Genomic DNA, 21,675 nt, shown 5'->3' with positions numbered 1-21,675 from the left:
TCCTGACCTTGCTAAGCCTGGCTTTTCGGCTTAGCTCTCCGGCCCGGCTTTTCAGCCTGGCCGCATAGCCCTGCCCCTCTGTACTGCTCTCTTGTTTCGCTACGAAGACCAGTGCTGTCGGCACCTTTGTCCTTATCCCGCAAGCGTCAAACCCGCAGAGTATAGCGTGATTCTTTTTACCCGAGCAAATGAACTTTCGGGGGTTTGTAAGGTGACAACAAGGGGCTGAAGCCTCGCGGCTGCCGAGAGAAATTGGGGACGCGAATGCCCCTCGCCGCCGGGCTCCCTCCATCCCGTCGACACAACACGATTGCGCAAAAAGAAAGCGGCCCCACCGGGGCCGCTTTGTCGTTGGAGGACGCCGCCATCATGGCGGCGCCGCTTTCCGCGCCAGGTCAGTCGCGCTTGACCGGCGGCGGCGCCCACAGGCCGTCCAGCGCCGTGTCCTGCGGCCAGTACAGACGCATGCTCAGCAGGAACTGGCCTTCGTTGGCCGGCGTGGCCAGCCAGTTCGAGCGCTTGCGTTCGCCCGGATCGCGGCGCTGGATGTAGATGTCCAGCGAACCGTCGGCGTTGTACTTCAGGCCGTCGGTACTGCGCAGGGCATAACGGTTGGCCGGGTTGTCGGCAAAGCCGTGCTTGTCGTTATAGACATGCAGTGACCAGAACGCGTTGGCCGGTGGCAATTGGCCCTTGTCGAAGTGCAGCACATAGTCTTCGTTCGACGACAACGCGCGGCCCTTGGAGTCCGACACCGTGACCGGATACAGCACGTCTTCCGGCGTGGGCGCACCCAGGCCCGCATAGGCAATGGCGGCGCGGCGCGTGTAGTCGGTGCCATACGTGCCGATGCCGGTCAGCACGGTGTTCCAGCCGTTGATCGGGGTGGCCAGGCGCGAGACGCCATCCGCGATGCGGCGGCCGGCCAGGGGCTGCGCGTCAGCCAGGGCCTGCTGCACGGTGGGGCTCAAGCGGCCATACGAGAACGGCTGGCGAGCATCGAGCCCGATGCGGCGCATGCGGTCCAGGATGGGCGTGTCGTTGGCGTGCGGCGGGTTGTTGCGCAGCACGTCGAAGAACAGCGTGAAGAACGAGGCGGCGTCCATCGCGGCCGCCTGTTCGGCGGGCGTGCCTTCGACCACGGTAACGGGCATCGGCATGGGCACGTCGCTACCGATCGGTGCGGTGCCGACGCCAGGACCGGTCTGCGGATAGGGCGATGCCGCGCCGCGGGCACGGCCCGGTACCGGCACGACCGGTGCAATCAACGGGCTGGCCGACATGTTGGCCTGGATCTGATTCACATTGGCGTAGTCCTGCGGACCGCCGGTCTGGGTCCAGCCGATCAGCCAGCCGGTGGACGTGGGGCTGTGGATCACGTCCACGCCAGGCGGCAGCGTGCCTTGCCAGTTGGGGCCGACGATGGCGAAGGACTGCGCGCCGGGGCCGTTGGTGCGGGTGCCGCGCGAGGCGAACACGTCGCTCCACATGTCCAGCGCGGACAGCACGCTATAGCGGTTGCCGGTATCGGGCAGGCGCACGATCAAGGGCGCGCGCGACACGTCGAACCACAGGCTGGAATACAGCGCGTCGGCGCTGGGCCACGGCGTATCGGCGGCGCGCGGGTCGGGGAACGCGGCCTTGTGGCCGAACTGGTTCACCGGCGCCTTGCCGTCCAGCGGCGACTGCACGGCAGTGGCCTTGCGGCGCGCCAATTCCATCAACACCATCGGGTACGCGTAGACGTAGGCGTCGATGGCGGTCTCGCGCAGTTCCTGCGCGCTCATCTGCGGCGCGGGCGCAGCAGCGGCCGGGTATGGCGTCTCGGACACCAGCCGCATCGACGGCCGCGGCGATTGGGCTTGCGTAGCGGTCACGAAGCAGACGCCCAGGGCGCCCGCGAGCACGGCGGCGGACCACCGGCGATTAAAAGGGGAAGTACGCATGCAAGGCTCCTTGTTGCTATTGTTTGCAGGCGAGCCGCCGCGCGTAGGCTTACCAGTTCGGGCAAGCCTCTCTGGCGCGGCACCTCTTAGTGATGACGCCCGTTCAGGATATGACCGATCACTGCAACAAGGTGCTGCCCAAAGGTTTCAAGGCGCAACGTTCCCGGGATGCCGACGCCGCACATGAAAACGCGCCCTTGCGGGGCGCGTGGGTCTTGCCTGGCGCATCCGGCCTGCCGGCACGGACGTAACAAGGTTTAACGGTGTTTAAAGTCCGGTTTGCGCTTTTCGGTGAAGGCGGCCATGCCTTCCTTCTGGTCTTCGGTGGCAAACAGCGAATGGAACACGCGGCGTTCGAACAGCAGGCCTTCGTTGAGCGACCCCTCGAAGGCACGGTTGACGCATTCCTTGGCCATCATGACCGAAGGCAGCGACATCGAGGCGATGACGGTGGCCGCGTCCATGGCTTCTTCCATGAGCTTGTCGGCCGGCACGACACGCGACACCAGGCCGGCGCGCTCGGCTTCTTCGGCGCCCATCATGCGGGCGGTCAGTGCCATGTCCATGGCCTTGGCCTTGCCCACCGCGCGCGGCAGGCGCTGCGTGCCGCCGGCGCCGGGGATGACGCCCAGCTTGATTTCGGGCTGACCGAACTTGGCGCTGTCGGCGGCGATGATGATGTCGCACATCATGGCCAGTTCGCAGCCACCGCCCAGCGCGTAGCCGGCCACCGCCGCGATCACGGGCTTCTTGATGCGCTTGAGGGTTTCCCAGTTGCGCGTGATGTATTCGCTGCCGTAGACATCCATGTACGACCAGTCTTTCATGGCGCCGATGTCGGCCCCGGCGGCGAAGGCTTTTTCGCTGCCGGTGATGACCACGGCGCCGATGCCGGCGTCGGCTTCAAAGGCCAGCAGCGCCGCCCCGAGCTCGTCCATCAGTTGATCGTTGAGCGCGTTGAGCGCCTTGGGGCGGTTCAGCGTCAGCAGACCGACGCGGCCGCGGGTTTCGACCAGCACAAACGACTCGCTCATTGAATGTCTCCAGGGGAAGGATGAAATAAGATATACGCATGGATAAAACCGATGCTTTCCCCGTACTTTACCGCCTCGCGCCCCATGACCCCGCCGGACACCGCTACCGGATAACCCTAACCGTCCAGGCCCCCTCGCCGGACGGCCAGCGGCTGTCGTTGCCGGCCTGGATTCCGGGCAGCTACCTGATCCGTGATTTCTCGCGCCAGATCGAGTCGCTGACGGCCTATTCGGGCAATCGGCGCGTGGTTGTCGACAAAATAGACAATCACACCTGGCAGGCCGCGCCTTGCGACGGACCGCTGCGGGTGGAATATGCGGTGTACGCCTGGGACCTGTCGGTGCGCGGCGCCCACCTGGACGAAACGCACGGCTTTTTCAACGGCACCAGCGTGTTCCTGCGGGTGCACGGGCAAGACCACCTGCCCTGCCTGGTGGACCTGGCGCCGCCGCGCGGCATCGACGGCTGGAAGGTCTACACCAGCCTGCCGGAAGCCCGCGGCCACCAGGGCGCGGCGCGCCGTCACGGGTTCGGGCGTTATCTGGCGCCGGACTACGACGCGCTGATCGACCACCCGGTGGAAATGGGCACGCCGCAGGTAGCGAGCTTCACGGCGCATGGCGCCGAGCACGAACTGGTGTTCACGGGCGTGGCGCCCAACCTGGACCTGGCGCGCATCACGGACGACGTTCGCAAGATCTGCGAAACCCAGATCGCGTTTTTCGAACCGCGCACGAAGCGCGCGCCGTTTCTGGACAGCGCCGATCGTTATGTGTTCATGACGATGGTGACGGGCGACGGCTACGGCGGCCTGGAACATCGCGCAAGCACGGCGCTGATGACGGCGCGCAAGGATCTTCCGGTGCTGGGCCAGCAAGGCCAGGGCGACGGCTACCGGGGCTTTCTGGGCCTGGTGAGCCACGAGTACTTTCACACCTGGAACGTGAAGCGGATCAAGCCGCAGGCGTTCGTGCCGTACGACCTGTCGCAGCCGGATCTGTCGCGGCTGCTGTGGGTGTTCGAGGGGTTCACGTCTTACTACGACGATCTGCTGCTGTTGCGTTCGACTGCGATCACGCAAAGCGATTATCTGCGGCTGCTGGCCAAGACGATCACGAGCGTGGCCCGCACGCCGGGGCGGCACAAGCAGTCGGTGGCGGAAAGCTCGTTCGATGCCTGGACGCGCTATTACAAGCAGGATGAAAACTCACCGAATGCGCTGGTGAGCTATTACACGAAGGGTGCGCTGGTGGCACTGGGGCTGGATCTGTTGATCCGCCAGGAATCCGCCGGGGCGTATTCGCTGGACGATGTAATGCGGCTGCTGTGGCAGCGCTATGGGCGGGATTTCTATCAGGGCAAGCCGCAAGGGTTGCCGGAAGATGGGCTGCCTGGGTTGATCAAGGAAGCGACCGGGGTGGATGCGCGGCGCTTCATCGCCCGCTATGCCTATGGCGTGGCGGATGTGCCGCTGGCCGAACTGCTGGCGCCGCATGGGGTGAAGGTGCAGTGGAAGGTGTCGGCGAATCTGCCTTCGCTGGATGTGCGTACGCGCAAGCAAGGGGACTCACTGGTGCTGGCTACCGTGTTGGAAGGCGGGGCGGGGCATAAGGGGGGCTTGTCGGCGGGGGATTTGTTGGTGGCTATTGATGGGTTGAAGGTTGAGGGGGCTGCGGGGGTTGAGGTGTTGCTCGGGCAGTATCGGGTGGGAGATCGGGTTCAGGTGCATGTTTTTCGGCGGGACGAATTGAGAGTGTTCACGGTCAAGTTGGCTGCGCCTGAGGCGTTGGATTGTGTGCTGACGTTTGGGTGAGGTTTTTTGATGGTTATTTAAGGGCTCTTCTTTGGAAGGGCCCTTTGCTTTTGGAGGGTGGGGTTCTTTAGCCGCGCGTGACGGGGCAGGCGCTCTTGATGTGCCTTACTGGTGGGCGCTGGGGCGAGCTTCTTGCTTGGCGTGGTGGCCGCCATCAGTTTGGGTTTGGAGCGGTTTGCGGGGCCCGCCTCGTGCCGGCCGCGCGGGCGGCCTTGCGAGGCTTACGCGGTGTCTTGCGTCGGCGGATGACGCTGCGCGCTTGCGGCGGGGGTGCTGTGATTTCGGCGGGGGTTGTTGGTGACTTGTCGTTGCGTTGCTCAGTTCAGTTTTGCGCCTGAGACTTCTACCGCGTTTTTCCAGGTGGTGAGTTCTTTTTCTATGTGGTCGGCGAAGGCTTGGGGGGTGGAGCCTACGGTTTCGTAGCCGTAGCTGTTCAGTTGGGCCTTCAGGTCGGGGGTCTGGATCGCGGTGGCGATGGCGGTGCTCAGCGTGTCCAGGATGCGGGGTGGGGTGTTGGCGGGGGCCAGGATGCCGTACCAGCCGTTGACGACGAAGCCGGGGACGGATTCGGCGACGGTGGGGACGTTGGGGAGCAAGGGGGAGCGGTGGTCGCCGGTGACGGCCAGGGCCTTGAGTTTGCCGGATTGGACTTGGGGGAGCGAGGTGGAGATGCTGTCGAACATCAGGGAGACTTCGCCGCCCAGCAGGGCGACGACGGCGGGGCCGCTGCCTTTGTAGGGGACGTGCATCATGTCGGTGCCGGTGCGGGCCTTGAACATTTCGGCGGCAAGGTGGCTGGTGTTGCCGTTGCCGGCGGAGGCGAAGCTGAGTTTGCCGGGGTGGGACTTGGCGTAGGCAATGAGGTCGGGGATGTTGTCGGCGGGAGTGGCGAGCGGGGCCGAGACGAGCATGGGCAAGGTGGCGACGAGGGAGACCGGGGCGAAGTCGCGGCGGGTGTCGTAGGGTAGCGAGGGGTAGAGGCTGGGGTTGATGGCGTGGGCGGCCAGGACCATGAGCAGGGTGTAGCCGTCGGGTTTGGCGCGGGCCAGTTGCGAGGAAGCGATGGCGCCGCCTGCGCCGGGCTTGTATTCCAGGACGACGGGCTGGCCCCACTTCTTTTGCAGGGCGGCGCCCAGCGGGCGGGCGAGGATGTCGGCGCTGCCGCCCGGCGGGTAAGGGATCAGCAGGGTGATGGGCTTGTCGGGGTAAGGGCCGGCGGCTTGTGCCGGGACGCCGGCCAGCAGGCTGGCGGCAGTGACGTATGCGACGACGAGAGAACGGAACATGTCGGAGCTCCTGAGTGGGCGAACGAGAAGCGGCGGGCGGAAACGATGGCCTCTTCCCGTCGATGCGACGGGTGCAGCCTGCAAGTGCAATCAGCCGTAGCGCGGCGTGCCGGCGGGGTCGAGCTGGATGGTGCGCAGCGGGTCGGGGAACTGCAACGGGGCTTCGGTGACGGACTGCAGGAAGTCAGGGCTGATGCCTTGCAGCACGGCGTGGACGCGCAGGCCGCTGAGGGTGACGTCAATGACGGCCAGGTCGGTGTAGATGCGGGTGACGACGCCGGCGCCGGTGAGCGGATAGCGGCATCGGCGCAGGATCTTGGGTGCGCCGTCGCGGTCGCGATGTTCCATGATGGCCAGGACCTGCTTGGCGCCGACGGCCAGATCCATGGCGCCGCCGACCGCGGGGATGGCATCGGCGGCGTCGGTTTTCCAGTTGGCGAGGTCGCCGCTTTCGGAGACCTGGAAGGCACCGAGCACGGCGTAATCGAGGTGGCCGCCGCGCATCATGGCGAACGAGATGGTGTGCTCGGTAACGGACGCGCCGGGCAAGAGCGTGATGGGCAGGCGGCTGGCGTTGATGAGGTCGGGGTCGATGGCGTCGCCCACGGCGGCAGGGCCCATGCCGAGGATGCCGTTTTCGCTTTGCAGCAGGATGTCCTTGTCGGGCGGCAGGTAGTCGCCGACCAGGGTGGGCATGCCGATGCCGAGATTGACGATGGCGCCGTCGGGGATGTCGTTGGCGAGCAGTTGCGCGATCTGTTGGCGGGTCAGGGGGGTCTGCATGTCAGGTCTCCACCCGGACGACGGCTTTGACGAAAAGGCCTTGGGTCATGATCTGCTCCGGCACGAAGGTGCCCAGCGGCACGACGTCGTCGACCTGGGCGATGGCGTGGCCGGCGGCCATGCACATGACGGGGTTGAAGTTGCGGGCAGCGTGGCGATACATGAGGTTGCCCCAGCGATCCCCCTGGTGGGCGCGGATCAGGGCGTAGTCGCCGCGCAGCGGCTGTTCGAGCACGTAGCCGACGCCGTCGATGACTTCCTGGTGGCGGCCCTGGGCCAGTTCGGTGCCGTAGCCGGTGGGGGTGTAGAACGGCCCCAGGCCGGCGCCGGCCGCGCGCAGGCGTTCGGCCAGCGTGCCTTGGGGCACGCACTCCAGTTCGACTTCGCCGGCTCGAAAGGCGCGCGCGAAAGCTTCGGAGTTGGGGGGCCGCGGGTGCGAGCAAATGATTTTCCTGACCAGCTTGCGGTTGAGCAGCGCGGCAATGCCGCGGTCCCAGGTGCCGGCGTTGTTGGCGATCACGGTGAGGTCGCGGCGACCGAGTTCGGCCAGGCAGTGCAACAGTTCGAAGGGCACGCCGGCTTCGCCGAAGCCGCCGACCAGCACGGAAGCGCCGTCGGGAATGATGGCCACGGCCTCGGCCATGGATGCCTGAATCTTGTCGATCACTTATTGCTCCTGCGCGATGCCCGCGGCGGCCACGATCTGTTGCCAGCGCGCGCGTTCCTGGTCGATGAAGGCAGCGAACTCGGCCGGCGTGTCGCCGCCGGCCTGTCCACCCATGGCGCGGAACCGTGCGCTGATGTCCGGGCTGCGGACCACGTCGCGAGTGGCGGCATAGAGGGTGTCGATGATCGGGCGCGGCGTGCCGGCGGGCGCGACCAGGCCGAACCAGGCAGTGACGACCATGTTCTTGACGCCGGCCTCGGCCATGGTGGGCACGTCGGGCAGTTCCGCCAGGCGCTGGTCGCTGGTGACGGCCAGCGCGCGCAGCTTGCCGGACTGGATGTACGGCATGGAACTGGGCAGGTTGTCGATCATGAAGGTGAACTGCTGGCCCAGCAGCGCGGCCACGGCAGGGCCGGCGCCCTTGTAGGGCACGTGGGTGCCCTGGATGCCGGCGCGCTGCTTGAAGAGTTCGGCGGACAAGTGCGGTGACTGGCCGGACCCGGAACTGCCGAACGAGATGCTGCCCGGCTCGCGCCGCGCGTCGGCCAGCAGGTCAGCGACGTTGCGCACGGGCGACGCGGCGTTGACGACCAGCACGTTGGGCACCGAGATGACGCGGGTGACAGGTGCGAAGTCGGCGGCCTGGTAGGGCAGCGTCCTGTAGAGCGCGTAGTTGATGGCGTTGGGGCCGATGTTGCCCATCAGCAGCGTGTAGCCGTCGGGCTTGGCGCGCGCCAGGGCCTGGGCGCCGATGATGCCGGCCGCGCCGGCGCGGTTTTCCACAATGACCTGCTGGCCCAGCCTGGCGGCCAGTTTGTCCGCGATGAGGCGTGCGGCGATGTCGGTGGTGCCGCCGGGCGAGGCCGGGATGATGAGGGTGATGGGTCGCTCGGGCCAGGCCGCCTGCGCGGAGCCTGCCAGGGCGATCGCCAGCGCGCTGGCGGCCAGCCAGCGTTGCGGGTGCAACATGCTTGTCTCCCTACGTGATCATCGAACGGATCAACTTGTGCGGGAGAGTGTGTGCGCGGCAGGCGCAAATGCCTATTCCGGAATGTGGAGGAGCGGCTTCGCCTGTGCCGAAGAGCCGCCGTTGCGGCGCGTCGCGAAGACGTCGGCGCGGACATCCGCGCGGATTCAAGACGGCGTCGAAACCGCGCCGCCGGATAACGCCCGGTCGGCGCCCGGTCAGCGCCCCGGCCGCGCCGCCATCTTGCCGGCCGTCTGCAGAAAGGCCTGCAAGGCACGGTTGCGGCCCAGGCGCCGGGTGACGGCGTAGACGGTGCCGCGCGACAGTTCGGCGGGCAGCGCGCAGACCACGATGCGGTCGCCGAAATGGCCGCAGGCGGATTGGGGCACCAGTGCGACGCCCAAGCCGGCCGCCACCAACGCCAATTGAGCGGGCACTTCGGCCACGCGCTGGGTCACGGTGTGCGCGATGCCGGCGCGGGCGCAGGCGTCGGCCAGGCCGCGGGCAAAGCCCGAGGTGTCCGGGCGCAGCATCACGAAGGCATCCTGCGCCAGGTCGGCCAGCGCCAGGCGCTTCCTGGCGGCCAGCCGATGGCCGGCGGGCAAGGCCGCCACGACGGGGTCGGGCCATAGCGCCAACGATTGCAGTTCGTCGTCGTCCACCGCGGTGCGCGAGATGCTGACGTCGATGCGTTGCCCGCGCAGCGCGTCCAGCTGCGCGGCCGGGTTCATTTCGTTGAGCAGCACGGACACCTGCGGATGGGTGGCGGCATGGCGCGCGATCAGCGCCGGCACCGGGCCCAGGAAGTGCGATCCGGACAGGCCGATCTCGATGCGCCCCGCCCTGCCCTGGTCGACTTCGCGGGCTCGCACGGTAGCGTCCTTCAGGCCGGCCAGCGTGGCGCGCACGTCGTTCAGGAAGGCCGCGCCGGCCTCGGTCAGCATCACCCGGCGGTTGTTGCGGTCGAACAGCTTGACGTCGAGCTCGCGTTCAAGCTGCGCGATCTGCAGGCTGAGCGGCGGCTGCGAAATATGCAGCCTGCTAGCCGCGCGGGTGAAGTTCAGTTCTTCCGCCAGCACGGCGAAATAGCGAAGTTGGCGGAGTTCCATGGCGGCCAATGATTTGCGAAAGATATGAAACCAGACAAAAACTATATTGGAAACTATCGTTCGCGGCGAGCAGAATTGTTTGGCGCCGATCGGGCGCAGCCATTTCTCCCGGAGGCCCCGCCATGACCACGCCGCCCCGCGCCCTGCGCATCGGACAGATCGTCCCCAGTTCCAACACCACCATGGAAACGGAGATCCCGGCCATGCTGCGGCTGCGCGAGACCATCGCGCCCGAGCGCTTCACCTTCCATTCCAGCCGCATGCGCATGAAGCAGGTGACGGCGGCCGAGCTGGCCTCGATGGACCGCGAGTCCGACCGTTGCGCGCAAGAGCTGTCCGACGCTCGCGTGGACGTGCTGGGCTACGCCTGCCTGGTGGCCATCATGGCGCAAGGCCTGGGCTACCACCGTGTATCGCAGGAGCGGCTGCACCAGGCGACCGTCGACAACGGCGCGCCGGCACCCGTCATTTCCAGCGCGGGCGCGCTGGTGGAAGGCCTGCACGCCATCGGCGCGCGCAAGGTCGCCATCCTGACGCCCTACATGAAGCCGCTGACCAAGATGGTGGTGGACTACATCGAAAACGAAGGCATCGAGGTGCACGACAGCCTGTCGCTGGAAATCGCCGACAACCTGAAGGTGGGCGCACAGGACCCGCTGGCGCCGGCCAGCCACGTCAACCGCCTGGACACGCGCGGCGTGGATGCAGTGGTGCTGTCGGCCTGCGTGCAGATGCCGTCGCTGGCGTCGATTCAGCCGGTGCAGGACCGCCTGGGCCTGCCGGTGGTGACCGCGGCCGCGGCCACCGTGTACCGCATGCTCAAGGTGCTGGGCCTGGAAACGCGCGTGCCCGATGCCGGCGCGTTGCTGACCGGCAAGTATTGAGCGCTATTTGCCGAACGACAGGACCTCGTTGGCGTTGACGATGGCGGCGGCGATTTCTTCGGTGGTGACCCGCTTGTTCATCGCCTGCTCGCGGATCAGGTCGTAGGCCTGCCCTTCCGTCACGTTGCGCGTACGCATCAGGATACTCTTGGCTTCCGAGATGCGGCGCGCGCCCAGCAGCTTGCCTTCGAGCTTGCGCAGGCGCCGCGCGTGCGACTTGATGTCGTCGCAGACCTGCCGCGCCACCACCAGGGTCGACAACAGGCCGAACGAACGCACCGGCGACGGCAGCACCGCCTTGGCGCCGATGCGCAACACGGCTTCGACGATGGTCGGATTCTCGTAGGTGACGATGGCGATGACCATCGGCGCGTCTTCGCTCTTGGCCCATTCGAAGCCCAGGTCGATGAAGTCTGGTCGCACCGCCAGGAAAACCGCATCCAGCCCCTGCGGCAGCGTTGGCGCGGGCGGCCAGAAGGTCTCGACCTGGCAGCCTATGCGCTGCAACTGCTGCGTCAACTGCCGGCCATCGGCATCATCGGGATGGTAGACCGCAATGCGCAGCGTGCGCAGGTCCTTGAGCAGCGTAGGCGTCGCACGCATGACGCGCAGGCGGCTGGCCGACTCCACGGTCAAACCTCCAGCGAACTCAGGGTCGCCGTCCAGTCGCCCAGCGAATGGGTGACCAGGTACGGATCGGGGTGCACCGGCCGCGTGGCTTCTCGCACGATGGTGAACTGCCCCTTGCCGTTGACCCGTCCCACCCGCGGATACAGGCAGGTGTGGTGGTTGGTAGGGTTGATGCGCACGCGTCCCTGCGGCGCGTCGAACTCGCTTTGCAGCACGCGGGGCAGTATCTGCGCGATCTCGTCCGTGCCGGTGTCGCGATAGGCGTTGGCGAAGATATGCATCTGGAAATAGGCGGCTTCCCAGCACAGGTTGGGCACGCAGTCCGGGCCGAAGCGCCGCCGCAGTCGTTCCAGGCAGCGATGATTGACCTCGGAATCGATCGACTGGAAATACGGCGCCGAGGTGAAATGCCCCGCGGCCACCTCGGGTTCCATCTGCGAGATCTCGGCCTCTGACGTGGTCAGGCTGGCGATCGGCATGGTCTTGGGATCGAAACCGGCATCGGCGTAGGCGCGGTAAAGGCAGGCCGTGGAATTTCCCACCACCGTCGAGAAGATGAAGTCCGGACGCTTGTTGCGGATGTCGTCGAGAATTTCACGGTAGTCGCGTTCGGTCGCCGTCAGCGGCACGTAGCGCTCTCCCAGCTTGGCGCTGTCCTGGCGTTGCAGCACCAGCTCGCGCATGATGCGATTGGACTCGTACGGATAGATGTAGTCCGAACCGATCAGGTAGACGCGGGCGCCGAAGTTGGCGGTCATGAATTCGGCCAGCTGCACGCTGTTCTGGTTGGGAGCGGCCCCCGTGTAGATGATGTTGTTGGAGAACTCGAAGCCTTCGTACAGCGTCGGGTAGAACAGCAGCCGATTCCATTTCTCGACCACCGGCAGCACGGCCTTGCGGCTGCTCGACATATAGCAGCCGAAAATGACGTTGACGCGGTCTTCGGTGATCAGCTTTTCGGCCAGGACGCTGTAGATGGCGGGATCCGAGCACGGGTCGTAGCGCACCGGCACAACCTCGCGTCCATCGACGCCGCCAGCCTCGTTGATCTCGTCGATGGCCAGCAGCGTGCCTTGCAGCTGCGAGCGACCGATCGTAGATGTGGCCCCGGTTTCAGAGAACAACACGCCCACACGGATAGGATCTTTGTTTGCCATGGTCTGAGGAGTCGAAGCACAGAGTTCAATCGGTCCAGGTGATCAGTTTCAACATAGGCACGGGCCGCGTCAACACGTGGATTCCTGGGGGTCTCAGCCAAGCGTGGCGCGGCTATAGCCGTGGGCGAGCGCAGCCGGCAGCGCTGCCGCGTTCAGCACGATCCGATACCCGCGGAATCCGAACATCGCCCGCAGCTGGGGTTCAGCGCGGCCATCCAGCGCCACGCATTGCACCCGCAGCCCGCCCCGGCGCAGTGCCAGAACCGCTTCGCGCGCATCGTCCACCAGGTAGCGCGGATCGTGCACGTCGATGTCTGACGGCGCTCCATCGGTGACGACGATGAGGGCACGCCGCTCGCCGGACAGCCGCAGCGCCAGCTCGCCGGCATGGCGCAGCGCCGCGCCCAGGCGTGTCGAATAGCGGGCGCGTGCCGCCGCGATGCGGCCCAGCGCCGCGTCCGCAGGCGTCGCGCCCGCGTCCAACAGGCGGTAATAGTGCACCGCGGCACGCGTGTCGGAACAGAAGCCGTGCACCGCGATGCGGTCACCGCTTCCAGCGACCGCGCCCACCAGCAGCGCCGCGGCGCGCTTTTCCAGGTCAAGCACGGTGGCGCCGTCCTGCGCGGGGTCATTGGCCGAGGCGGACAGGTCCAGCAGCACCAGCGTGCTGCAAACGCCGGGCTGGCTTCCCGGCCGCTGGAAAAAGCGCGCGTCCGGCGCCAGATCCAGGCGACGGTCGATCATGACTTCGATGGCGGCATTCAGGTCGATGTCATCCCCCTCCCATTGGCGCCGCAGCCGCCGCGCCCGGTCCAGGCGACGCGAACGCGGCAGTGCCAGCCGGGGCTGGCGCTGCCCCGCCAACAGCGGCGCTTCGCCACGCCAACCCGGCAGGCGTTCGATCACGGTGCACCAGTCCGGCCGGCTGCGCGCCAGCCGGTAGTCCCATTCGGGATAGTCGTAGCGGCCCAGTTCGGTGTCCTCGTCCGACGCCGCCTGGGCATCGCCCGGCGCGGCCTCGCGCGATTGCGGCGCCGCGCCCTGGCTTCCCAGGGCCAGCGCGGGCGGCGGCTCGGCGGCATCGCCGTAATCCCACAGATAGCTGTTGTCGTCGCGATAGCCCACCGGCACCACGTACTGCAGGGGATTGAAGCGCACCCGCATCTGGCCCAGGTCATTGGCCAGCAACGAACCCAGCCGACGGAACGCGGCAATATCGGCCAGGTCGGTGGCCGCCTGCGCTTCGAATAGATCGCGCCCCTTGTTGACCCAGTGGTTGTCATCGCGCAGCGCAGGATCCATCAACAGGCGGCACAGGCGTTGCATCAGCGCGGAAAAACTGAGGTCGGCCGGATCGGGCAGTGACGGCACGAATGGACGAAACCAGCGGCGCACGCCGGGATAACTGGCCGCCAGCACCCGCTCCACCCGCGCATCCTCGATGGCGGACACCACCGCCAGGCCCATCGGCTTGAGACTGGCGACGGGCTGGGCGGCGGGCGAATACAGCAGGTGGGCCGCGGCGTGAGCGACGGCGGCGTGATCCTTTGCGGCGACGCCGGGCGCGGCGCCCTCCCTGGCGGCGTTGTCCGGCAACAGCAGGTGCGTCAACGTCAGCACCGGTCGCGTCGGGCCGTCGGCCGCCTCGGAATCTGACGGCTCCACCGTCATGTCACGCCCGGACAGACCGCATAGCAACCACGAGAGGCCTGGCCGGGCCCTGTCCGACGCCTGCGTGCGCACGCGTGCAGCAGCGCCTTCCGCGGTTCCGAACGTCGCAAGCGCGCGCATCGTCATTCCAGGTTGGCGTCGATCAGCGCCCGTAACGCCGTCGCCATGTCGGGATCGTCGGTCAAGGCGCGCGTCATGGTCATGTCGCAGCTCTCGGCCGGGCTGACGCCGTCGCGGATCAGCACGCCGGCATAGATCAGCATGCGCGTCGACACGCCTTCGTCCAGGCCATGATGCTTGAGCTCGCGCGAACCCTGCGCGATACGCACCAGCCGGCGCGCCAGGCTGGCGTCGATGCCGGCTTCGTGCGCAACGATCGACGCTTCATGATCGGCGTCGGGATAGTCGAAATCCAGCGCCACGAAACGCTGGCGCGTCGATGGCTTGAGATCCTTGGCGCTGCTCTGGTAGCCGGGGTTGTACGACACCACCAGCTGGAAGTCTGGATGCGCGTGGACCACCTCGCCCTTCTTGTCCAGCGGCAGGATGCGGCGTGCGTCGGTCAACGGGTGGATCACCACGGTGGTGTCCTGGCGCGCCTCGACCACCTCATCCAGGTAGCAGATGCCGCCGTGGCGCACCGCCAGCGTCAGCGGACCGTCGTGCCAGGCCGTCCCGTCGGCGTCCAGCAGATAGCGGCCGACCAGGTCGGACGCGGTCATGTCTTCGTTGCAGGCCAAGGTCACCAACGGCCGGCCAAGCTTCCACGCCATATATTCCACGAAGCGCGTCTTGCCGCAGCCCGTGGGGCCTTTCAGGATGAGCGGCAGCCGGTGCGCATAGGCATGCGCGTACAGTTCGGCCTCACGGCCGCTGGGACGGTAATACGGTTCATGCGCAATCCGGTAGGCGTCGAGCAGAGCGGCCACGATGCAGATCCTTTGCAGCGGTCCGGCCAGCACCTGGCCGGACCTGGCGAACGGGAAGGGACTAGCGGTGTTGCGGCGCCTCGTTGGGAATGCCTTCGATCGGGCATTCCGGCGTGCCCACGGTCGAGCGCGTGAACGATTCGACCTGTTTGCGGGTGCCTTCCGGATCGTTGATCCAGTTCGCGTAGAAGTTGTAGGGGCATGCCGCGACGCCGCTGGCGTCCTCGCCCGAGTTGATCTTGCCGGTGTAGCCGCGATGCACCAGCTTGAACAGGTGGTTCTGCGACTGCATGTTCTTGCGCGCGTCGCGGATCAGGCTGGTCGACAGTTCGGCGTACTGGATGCCCATTTCTTCTTCGCCGCATTCGCCCAGGGTGCGTCCGTCGAAACCGATGATGGCGGAATGGCCGAAATAGGAATAGACGCCGTCGAAACCCGCCGCGTTGGCCACCGCCACATAGACGTTGTTCATCCAGGCCATGGCCTTCGATACCATCACCTGCTGATCCTTGGCGGGGTACATGTAGCCCTGGCATCGCACGATCAGCTCGGCGCCGCGCATGGCGCAGTCGCGCCAGATCTCGGGGTAGTTGCCATCGTCGCAGATGATCAGGCTGATCTTCAAGCCCTTCGGGCCTTCCGACACGTAGGTGCAATCGCCCGGATACCAGCCCTCGATCGGCACCCATGGCATGATCTTGCGGTACTTCTGCACGATCTCGCCCTGGTTGTTCATCAGGATCAGCGTGTTGTAGGGCGCCTTGTTGGGATGTTCTTCGTGGCGCTCGCCGGTCAGCGAGAAAACGCCCCAGACGTTGGCCTTGCGGCAGGCCTCGGCGAACACCGCAGTTTCCTCGCCCGGAATGGCCGCGGCGGTGTCGTACATTTCCTTGGCGTCGTACATGATGCCGTGGGTCGAGTACTCGGGGAAAATGACCAGGTCCATGCCAGGCAGGCCGCGCTTCATTCCCACCACCATGTCGGCGATCTTGCGGGCGTTGTCCATCACCTCGGCCTTGGTATGCAGGCGCGGCATCTTGTAGTTCACGACGGCCACGCCCACGCAATCGTTGCTGCTGGAGATATCTCCATGTCTCATGACAATGCTCCTCAAAGGTTGACGGTCATACCGTCAGGAAAGACCTGATCTTGTCCTGGTCCAGGCCGGCCCGGTCCGCCTCGTGCACGATGCGGCCGCGATCGATGACCAGGAAGCGGTCGGCAAGGTCGAGCGCAAAACTCAGCATCTGTTCGGACACGACGATGGCGAAGCCCTGTTCCTCGCGCAATGCATTCAGCGCCCGCGCGATGTCCTTGATGATCGACGGCTGGATGCCCTCGGTCGGCTCGTCCAGGATCAGTACCCGCGGGTTGGAAATCAGCGCGCGAGCGATCGCCAGTTGCTGCTGCTGTCCGCCCGACAGATTGCCGCCCTTGCGTCGACGCATCTCTTGCAGCACGGGAAAGAAGCGATACAGGTAGTCCGGCACTGCTTTGATCCGGCTGTGCTCGGCGCCGGTCAGGATGTTCTGCTCGACCGTCAGGAACGGGAAGATCATGCGCCCCTGCGGCACGAAGGCCAGCCCATTGCGCACCCGCTGGTAGCTGGCCAGCCCGGACAGCTCGGTGTCGCCCAGCCGGATACTGCCGGAACCGGAACGCAGCATGCCGATCAGCGCCTTGAGCAAGGTGGTCTTGCCCATGCCGTTGCGGCCCATGATGGCCACCGATTCGCCCGCCGCCACCTCGAAACTCACGTCGCGAATGACGTGCGATTCGCCGTAGCTCACATTCAACCCGTCGATGCGAAACAAGGATGTCTCCCTTTCAATGACCCAGGTACACGTCGAGCACGCGCGGGTCGGCTTGCACCTCGGCCACGCTGCCCTCGCTCAACAGCCGCCCCTGGTGCAGCACCGTGACCTTGTGGGCGATGCGTTTGACGAAGTCCATGTCGTGCTCGATCACCACCACCGACTTGCCGCGCGCAATGCGCACCAACAGCTCGGCGGTCTGTTCCCGTTCGCGCGGGCTCATACCCGCCACCGGTTCATCCAGCAGCAACAGGCGCGGCTCCTGCATCAACAACATGCCGATCTCCAGCCATTGCTTCTGGCCGTGGCTGAGACGCCCGGCCTTTTCGGCCAGCCGGTCGGCCAAGAAGACCTGCGAGGCCATCGCCTGGATGCGCTCGCGCACCTCGGCCGTGCGACGAAAGCGCAGCGAACGGATCACGCCGTGCACATTCGGCAGCGATATCTCGAAGTTCTCCAGCACCGTCAGGTCTTCGTACACCGACGGCGTCTGGAACTTGCGGCCGACCCCTGCCCGCACGATGTCGAACTCCGCCAGCCGCACCAGGTCGCGGCCCTCGAACATCACGCGCCCCGCCGACGGTCGGGTCTTGCCGCAGATGATGTCCAGCAAGGTGGTCTTGCCCGCGCCGTTGGGACCGATGATGACGCGCAGTTCGTCCTGCGCCACGCTCAGGCTCAGGCCGTCGACTGCGCGAAAGCCGTCGAACGACACGGTCAGGTCCTCGACGCTCAGGATGACGCCCGCGCTGGGGCGGTCAATGCGCATGTCCATGGCGGGTGACTCGGACAGGTCCAGTGCAGTGGTCATCGCGCGCTCCCGACAGTGCGGCGTGCCTGCAACTGGCTGACCACGCCGGCCAGGCCGTTGGGCATTGCCACCACCACCACGATGAAGATCGCGCCCAGGAAATACAGCCAGATCTCGGGAAAGGTCTCGGACAGATACGATTTGAGAAAGCCAATCAGCAACGCGCCCACCACCGCACCGGGAATCGACAGCCGGCCGCCGACCGCAGCGTAGATCACCATCTCGATCGACGCCACGACGCCGATTGCCCCCGGCGAGATCAACCCCACCTGCAGGGTGAAGAACGCGCCGCCAATGGACGACAGGATGGCCGCGACGCAAAACACACAAGCCTTCACATGCGCGGTGTCATAGCCCGAGAAGCGCACGCGGTCTTCGCGATCGCGGATGGCAATGAGGATCTTGCCGAGCCGGCTGCGCACAATGAACAATGCCGCCACCATGGCCAGCGTCAGCACGGCCGCCTCGACCAGATACAGCACCTGCTTGCCATCGTCGCCGACGATGTCCCAGCCGAGCAGCGTGCGGAAATCGGTGATGCCGTTGGCGCCGCCGGTGTCGCCTTGCTGGCCGATGATCAGGACGGTCAGCGTCATCGCCAGTGCCAGCGTCACGATGGCGAAATACACGCCGCCGACCCGCTTGCGAAAGATCGCCAGGGAAAACAGATACGCCGCCGCGCCCGGTAGCGCCACGATCAGCAAAAGCGTCCATCCCAGGGAATGGAACGGCAGCCACCACACGGGCAGGCTGTCGACGCTGCTCCACACCATGAAGTCGGGCAGCTCGGGAGCGGACGCCTCCAGCTTCAGGAACATGGCCATCATGTAGCCGCCCAATCCAAAGAAGATGCCCTGCCCCAGGCTCAACACGCCGCAGTAGCCCCAGGTCAGCACGATGCCGATCGCCACGAAGGCGAACGCCATGTATTTGCCAAGCAGGTTGAGCCGGAACGGGTCCAGCGATAGCGGCATCACGGCCAGGATCAGCAGCGCCACCAACGCCAGCGCGATTTCCTCGGTTCTGCGGTGCAAGGTCTTCATCGTGTCATCCTCGCGTCTTGGCCGCGAACAGCCCGTTGGGGCGGAAGTACAGCACCACGATCACCAGGACCAGGATCGTGACCTTGGCCATCGAGCCGCTCATCAGGTACTCCAGCGTGGTCTGTGATTGCGCGATCGCCAGCCCCGAGAAGGCAGTACCCAGCAGGCTTTGCACCCCGCCGAACACCACCACGATGAACGAGTCGACGATATACAGCTGGCCCGTTCCCGGATTGGTGGAACCGATCATGGTGAATACGCAGCCGGCGATGCCTGCCAGGCCAGAGCCCAGCGCGAACGTCAGGGCATCGACTCTCCGCGTGTTGATGCCCACGGCGCCCGCCATGGCGCGGTTCTGGGTCACCGCCCTCACCCGCAGTCCCCATGCGCTGCGGTACAGCAGCAGGTAGACGCCCAGCGCCACCAGCAGCGTCAACCCCAGGATGAAGATGCGGTTCAACGGAAATTGCAGATCGGGCGTCGGCTCCCAGGCGCCGCTCAACCATGAGGCCAGCGGCACGCTGACTTCCTGTGCGCCGAAGATCGAGCGATAGGTCTGCTGCAGGATCAGGCTCAGGCCCCAGGTCGCCAGCAGCGTGTCCAGCGGCCGGTTGTAGAACCAGCGGATGAAACCACGTTCGAGCAAGTAGCCAAACGCCGACGTCGCCAGGAACGCCAGGGGGATCGCCACGAACAGATAGACGTCCATCCACCCGGGCGCCCAGCGCTGGAACGCCACCGACACCAGATAGGTGGTGTAGGCGCCCATGGCCATCAGCTCGCCATGGGCCATATTGATGACGCCCATCAGGCCGAACACCACGGCCAGGCCGATCGCCATCAGCAGCAGAATGCTGAACAGGCTGATCCCGTTGAAAAACTGCATCGCGGCGATATCGATGTTCATGATCGCGTTCCATGCGCCGACGACGGCGCCCTCGGCGGTTGGCAGGCCCGTTTACAGCTTGGGGAAGGGATTGGGTTCGATCAGGTCGGCCGATTCCCAGACCACGTCGAACTGGCCGTCGGGCCGAGCACGGCCTACGCGCACTTTCTTCCACACGTGATGGTTCTTCTCGTGCACCCGCACCGTGCCTTCCGGCGCCTCCAGCGTCAGGCCGGCCGAGGCCGCGATGACCTTGTCGGGGTCGAACGAGCCGGCCTTCTCGGCGCCCAGCTTCCATAGATAGACGCTGTTGTAGGCCACTTCCATCGGGTCGCCGATGACGCGATCCTGTCCATACTTGGCTTTGAATGCCTTGACGAACTTCTCGTTGGCCGGATTGCGCAGGCTCTGGAAATAGCCCATGCAGGCGTAGTAGCCCGCCGCGTTGTCCTTGCCGATGCCCTCGATCTCGTTCTCGGACACCACGGTCGACAGCAACACCACCCGCGTGCCGTCCAGCCCGGCGGCGCGCAACTGCTTGTAGAACGCCACGTTCGATCCGCCCACCACCGTGCTGTAGATGCACTCCGGCTTGGCGGCCTTGATCTTGTTGATGATGGACGAGAATTCGGTGTGCCCGAGCGGTGCGTATTCCTCGCCCACCACCTTGGCGCCCATGTGGGCAATCGCCGGCTTGGCGATCTTGTTGCAGGTACGCGGATAGATGTAGTCCGAGCCAACCAGGAAGAAGGTCTTGCCCTTTTCGCGCGCCATCCATTCCACCGCTGCGATCACCGACTGCGTCGCTTCCTGCGACGGATAGAACACGCGCGCATCCTGCTCCTGCCCTTCGTAGTACGTGGGGTAATACAACAGGCCCTTGCTGCGCGCCAGCACGGGCAGCAGCGCTTTTCGCGAGGCCGAGGTGTAGCAGCCGATGATGGCCGCGACCTTGTCGCGATCCAGCAGTTTTCGGGCCTTTTCGGCAAACACGGCGTTCTCGCTGGCGCCGTCCTCGACGATCGGATCGATCATGCGGCCCATCACGCCGCCTGCGGCGTTGATCTCTTCGATGGCCAGTTTCTCGGCATCCACCAGCGACGCCTCGGCGATGGCGATGGTGCCAGACAGGGAATGCAGCAAGCCCAGCTTCACGGTTTCCTGCGCGAACGCGCGGCGGGGCAAGGCGGCCACCCCCGACGCGGCACCCAACAGGACCATGGAGCCACTGTGCTGCAGAAAGCGGCGGCGGTTGTATGCGCTCATCGATACGCTCCTGTGCGTTTCCGAAGGCAAGCCTGTAGCCAGGCCGCCCGGGATTGGGCGGCCGCCCCAGGCAGCCACATCACGACGACAACCATCCATCCGCCATGCATGCGTTTCTTCAGGCAAAGCTGCGCCCACGGCGCGTCATGGCGCCATCCGGAAGAAGACGATTTGCAAACGGAAAACGAAAAGGCCCGAGCCGGAAAATCCGGCTCGGGCCTTTTTGCCCCACGCCTGACTGGCAACACTGGCAGTCGGCGAAAATTGGAAGACGATCTAGCGTCTGGAAGGCATTCTGAAGAAGCGCACGGTCTCGTGCCATGCGTATTTTCCCTTACCAGGCGCGGCCTGGCGGGGTGGCTACGGCAAACGGCGGATCACGCTGTTGGCGTACATCGGCCCCTGCACGTGGTGGCCCGTCATGACGTTGGTCTGGTAGCGCTGCACCACGCCGTCGAGCGATGCGGGGTCGAGCAACGCCCGCATCGTGGCAAAGCCGGCCGAGTCCACGCGTTCGGGCGCGCGGCCCTTGGGATACAGGCGCCGCTTGCCCTCGTCGATCGGCGCCTGCAGCACGCCGCCGCTGGCCGTCAGGTCCAGCACGAGCTTGCCGTCGCGCAAGCGCGCCGATCCATACGCGCCCAGTTCGGCGTCGTCCAGCAGCAGGCTTCCGGTCAGCGCATAGTCGCCCGACGGCAGCGGCTGCACGTACAGGCGCAGGGTATAGGGCGGCTCGCCGTTTCGATCATCGACCGTCCAGCGGTATTCGCCGGCCGCCCAGGAGGATGACGGCGCGGCCGTGGCGCTGGCGGCCGGCGCCGCAGGCGTGACGGCCTGGGCGGCGGTGCCGGTGCAGAGCGCAGCGCTCAGCAATGCGGCGCGTAGCGATCGCGTCAGGAAGGGTTGCATGGTGTTCTCCTTGGTGTTGCGTTCAGGGGGTGTACGGGAAGCGCGTCCGGGAAGGCTGGGCCGCGCCCG

The 21,675-nt window shown here is 66.0% G+C and carries 20 protein-coding genes; 2 read left to right on the top strand and 18 right to left on the bottom strand.

Annotated elements, in window-relative coordinates:
- Positions 1–395: 395 nt before the first annotated feature.
- Both AC3WMR_RS25285 and AC3WMR_RS25280 read right to left on the bottom strand, forming a co-directional pair.
- On the bottom strand, positions 396–1,946 hold the full coding sequence (locus AC3WMR_RS25285) for a DUF1254 domain-containing protein (protein ID WP_492265868.1): 1,551 nt from the start codon (positions 1,944–1,946) through the stop codon (positions 396–398).
- 257 nt (positions 1,947–2,203) lie between these two features.
- Positions 2,204–2,980, bottom strand: coding sequence for an enoyl-CoA hydratase (locus AC3WMR_RS25280; RefSeq protein ID WP_025139749.1), 777 nt, complete (start codon positions 2,978–2,980; stop codon positions 2,204–2,206).
- Positions 2,981–3,018: 38 nt separating this feature from the next.
- Here AC3WMR_RS25280 and AC3WMR_RS25275 point away from each other — a divergent pair, with 38 nt between their 5' ends.
- Entirely contained in the window at positions 3,019–4,794 is a 1,776-nt protein-coding gene (locus tag AC3WMR_RS25275) for a M61 family metallopeptidase (RefSeq protein ID WP_492265869.1), read from the top strand.
- A gap of 317 nt (positions 4,795–5,111) precedes the next feature.
- Here the strand turns inward: AC3WMR_RS25275 and AC3WMR_RS25270 are convergent, their stop codons facing one another.
- The 5 genes from AC3WMR_RS25270 to AC3WMR_RS25250 form a co-directional block, all read right to left on the bottom strand.
- Positions 5,112–6,080, bottom strand: coding sequence for a Bug family tripartite tricarboxylate transporter substrate binding protein (locus AC3WMR_RS25270; protein ID WP_492265870.1), 969 nt, complete (start codon positions 6,078–6,080; stop codon positions 5,112–5,114).
- 90 nt (positions 6,081–6,170) lie between these two features.
- Entirely contained in the window at positions 6,171–6,863 is a 693-nt protein-coding gene (locus AC3WMR_RS25265; RefSeq protein ID WP_492265871.1) for a 3-oxoacid CoA-transferase subunit B, read from the bottom strand.
- A 1-nt stretch (position 6,864) separates the two neighbouring features.
- The gene (locus tag AC3WMR_RS25260; RefSeq protein ID WP_492265872.1) at positions 6,865–7,530 is read right to left on the bottom strand and encodes a 3-oxoacid CoA-transferase subunit A; all 666 of its coding nucleotides are present in this window, start codon (positions 7,528–7,530) and stop codon (positions 6,865–6,867) included.
- Positions 7,531–8,499: a Bug family tripartite tricarboxylate transporter substrate binding protein gene (locus AC3WMR_RS25255; RefSeq protein WP_492265873.1), complete on the bottom strand. Its 969-nt coding sequence runs from the start codon at positions 8,497–8,499 to the stop codon at positions 7,531–7,533.
- A gap of 216 nt (positions 8,500–8,715) precedes the next feature.
- Positions 8,716–9,606 (bottom strand): LysR substrate-binding domain-containing protein, encoded by an 891-nt coding sequence (locus AC3WMR_RS25250; protein ID WP_492265874.1) that lies wholly within the window; start codon positions 9,604–9,606, stop codon positions 8,716–8,718.
- A 122-nt stretch (positions 9,607–9,728) separates the two neighbouring features.
- Between AC3WMR_RS25250 and AC3WMR_RS25245 the strand changes: the two genes are divergently transcribed.
- Complete coding sequence (locus AC3WMR_RS25245) at positions 9,729–10,490, top strand: maleate cis-trans isomerase family protein (protein ID WP_025139756.1); 762 nt, start codon at positions 9,729–9,731, stop codon at positions 10,488–10,490.
- Between the two features lie 3 nt (positions 10,491–10,493).
- Here AC3WMR_RS25245 and AC3WMR_RS25240 read toward each other — a convergent pair whose 3' ends face one another.
- The 11 genes from AC3WMR_RS25240 to AC3WMR_RS25190 all read right to left on the bottom strand — a co-directional run bounded on the left by AC3WMR_RS25240 (position 10,494) and on the right by AC3WMR_RS25190 (position 21,606).
- The gene (locus AC3WMR_RS25240; RefSeq protein ID WP_492265875.1) at positions 10,494–11,120 is read right to left on the bottom strand and encodes an ANTAR domain-containing response regulator; all 627 of its coding nucleotides are present in this window, start codon (positions 11,118–11,120) and stop codon (positions 10,494–10,496) included.
- Positions 11,121–11,122: 2 nt separating this feature from the next.
- On the bottom strand, positions 11,123–12,277 hold the full coding sequence (locus AC3WMR_RS25235; RefSeq protein WP_492265876.1) for a transporter substrate-binding domain-containing protein: 1,155 nt from the start codon (positions 12,275–12,277) through the stop codon (positions 11,123–11,125).
- A 93-nt stretch (positions 12,278–12,370) separates the two neighbouring features.
- A complete protein-coding gene (locus tag AC3WMR_RS25230) occupies positions 12,371–13,948 on the bottom strand; it encodes a nitric oxide reductase activation protein NorD (protein ID WP_492265877.1) in 1,578 nt (525 codons plus the stop codon).
- Positions 13,949–14,070: 122 nt separating this feature from the next.
- Positions 14,071–14,877 (bottom strand): CbbQ/NirQ/NorQ/GpvN family protein, encoded by an 807-nt coding sequence (locus AC3WMR_RS25225; protein WP_492265878.1) that lies wholly within the window; start codon positions 14,875–14,877, stop codon positions 14,071–14,073.
- A 61-nt stretch (positions 14,878–14,938) separates the two neighbouring features.
- The gene (locus AC3WMR_RS25220; protein WP_025139761.1) at positions 14,939–15,976 is read right to left on the bottom strand and encodes an aliphatic amidase; all 1,038 of its coding nucleotides are present in this window, start codon (positions 15,974–15,976) and stop codon (positions 14,939–14,941) included.
- A 25-nt stretch (positions 15,977–16,001) separates the two neighbouring features.
- Positions 16,002–16,691, bottom strand: a complete 690-nt coding sequence (gene urtE, locus AC3WMR_RS25215) for an urea ABC transporter ATP-binding subunit UrtE (protein ID WP_492265879.1) — start codon at positions 16,689–16,691, stop codon at positions 16,002–16,004.
- 13 nt (positions 16,692–16,704) lie between these two features.
- On the bottom strand, positions 16,705–17,466 hold the full coding sequence (gene urtD, locus AC3WMR_RS25210; protein WP_492265979.1) for an urea ABC transporter ATP-binding protein UrtD: 762 nt from the start codon (positions 17,464–17,466) through the stop codon (positions 16,705–16,707).
- A 32-nt stretch (positions 17,467–17,498) separates the two neighbouring features.
- Positions 17,499–18,545 (bottom strand): urea ABC transporter permease subunit UrtC, encoded by a 1,047-nt coding sequence (gene urtC, locus AC3WMR_RS25205; protein WP_492265880.1) that lies wholly within the window; start codon positions 18,543–18,545, stop codon positions 17,499–17,501.
- A 4-nt stretch (positions 18,546–18,549) separates the two neighbouring features.
- Complete coding sequence (gene urtB / locus AC3WMR_RS25200; protein ID WP_025139765.1) at positions 18,550–19,452, bottom strand: urea ABC transporter permease subunit UrtB; 903 nt, start codon at positions 19,450–19,452, stop codon at positions 18,550–18,552.
- Between the two features lie 51 nt (positions 19,453–19,503).
- On the bottom strand, positions 19,504–20,697 hold the full coding sequence (urtA, locus tag AC3WMR_RS25195) for an urea ABC transporter substrate-binding protein (protein ID WP_025139766.1): 1,194 nt from the start codon (positions 20,695–20,697) through the stop codon (positions 19,504–19,506).
- Positions 20,698–21,057: 360 nt separating this feature from the next.
- The gene (locus tag AC3WMR_RS25190; RefSeq protein WP_492265881.1) at positions 21,058–21,606 is read right to left on the bottom strand and encodes a hypothetical protein; all 549 of its coding nucleotides are present in this window, start codon (positions 21,604–21,606) and stop codon (positions 21,058–21,060) included.
- Positions 21,607–21,675 lie beyond the last annotated feature (69 nt).

The sequence above is a fragment of the Achromobacter sp. FW305-C-28 genome, assembly GCF_058783235.1.
The sequence above is the reverse complement of the archived record's forward strand: the minus strand, read 5'-3'. Positions and strand labels throughout refer to the sequence as shown.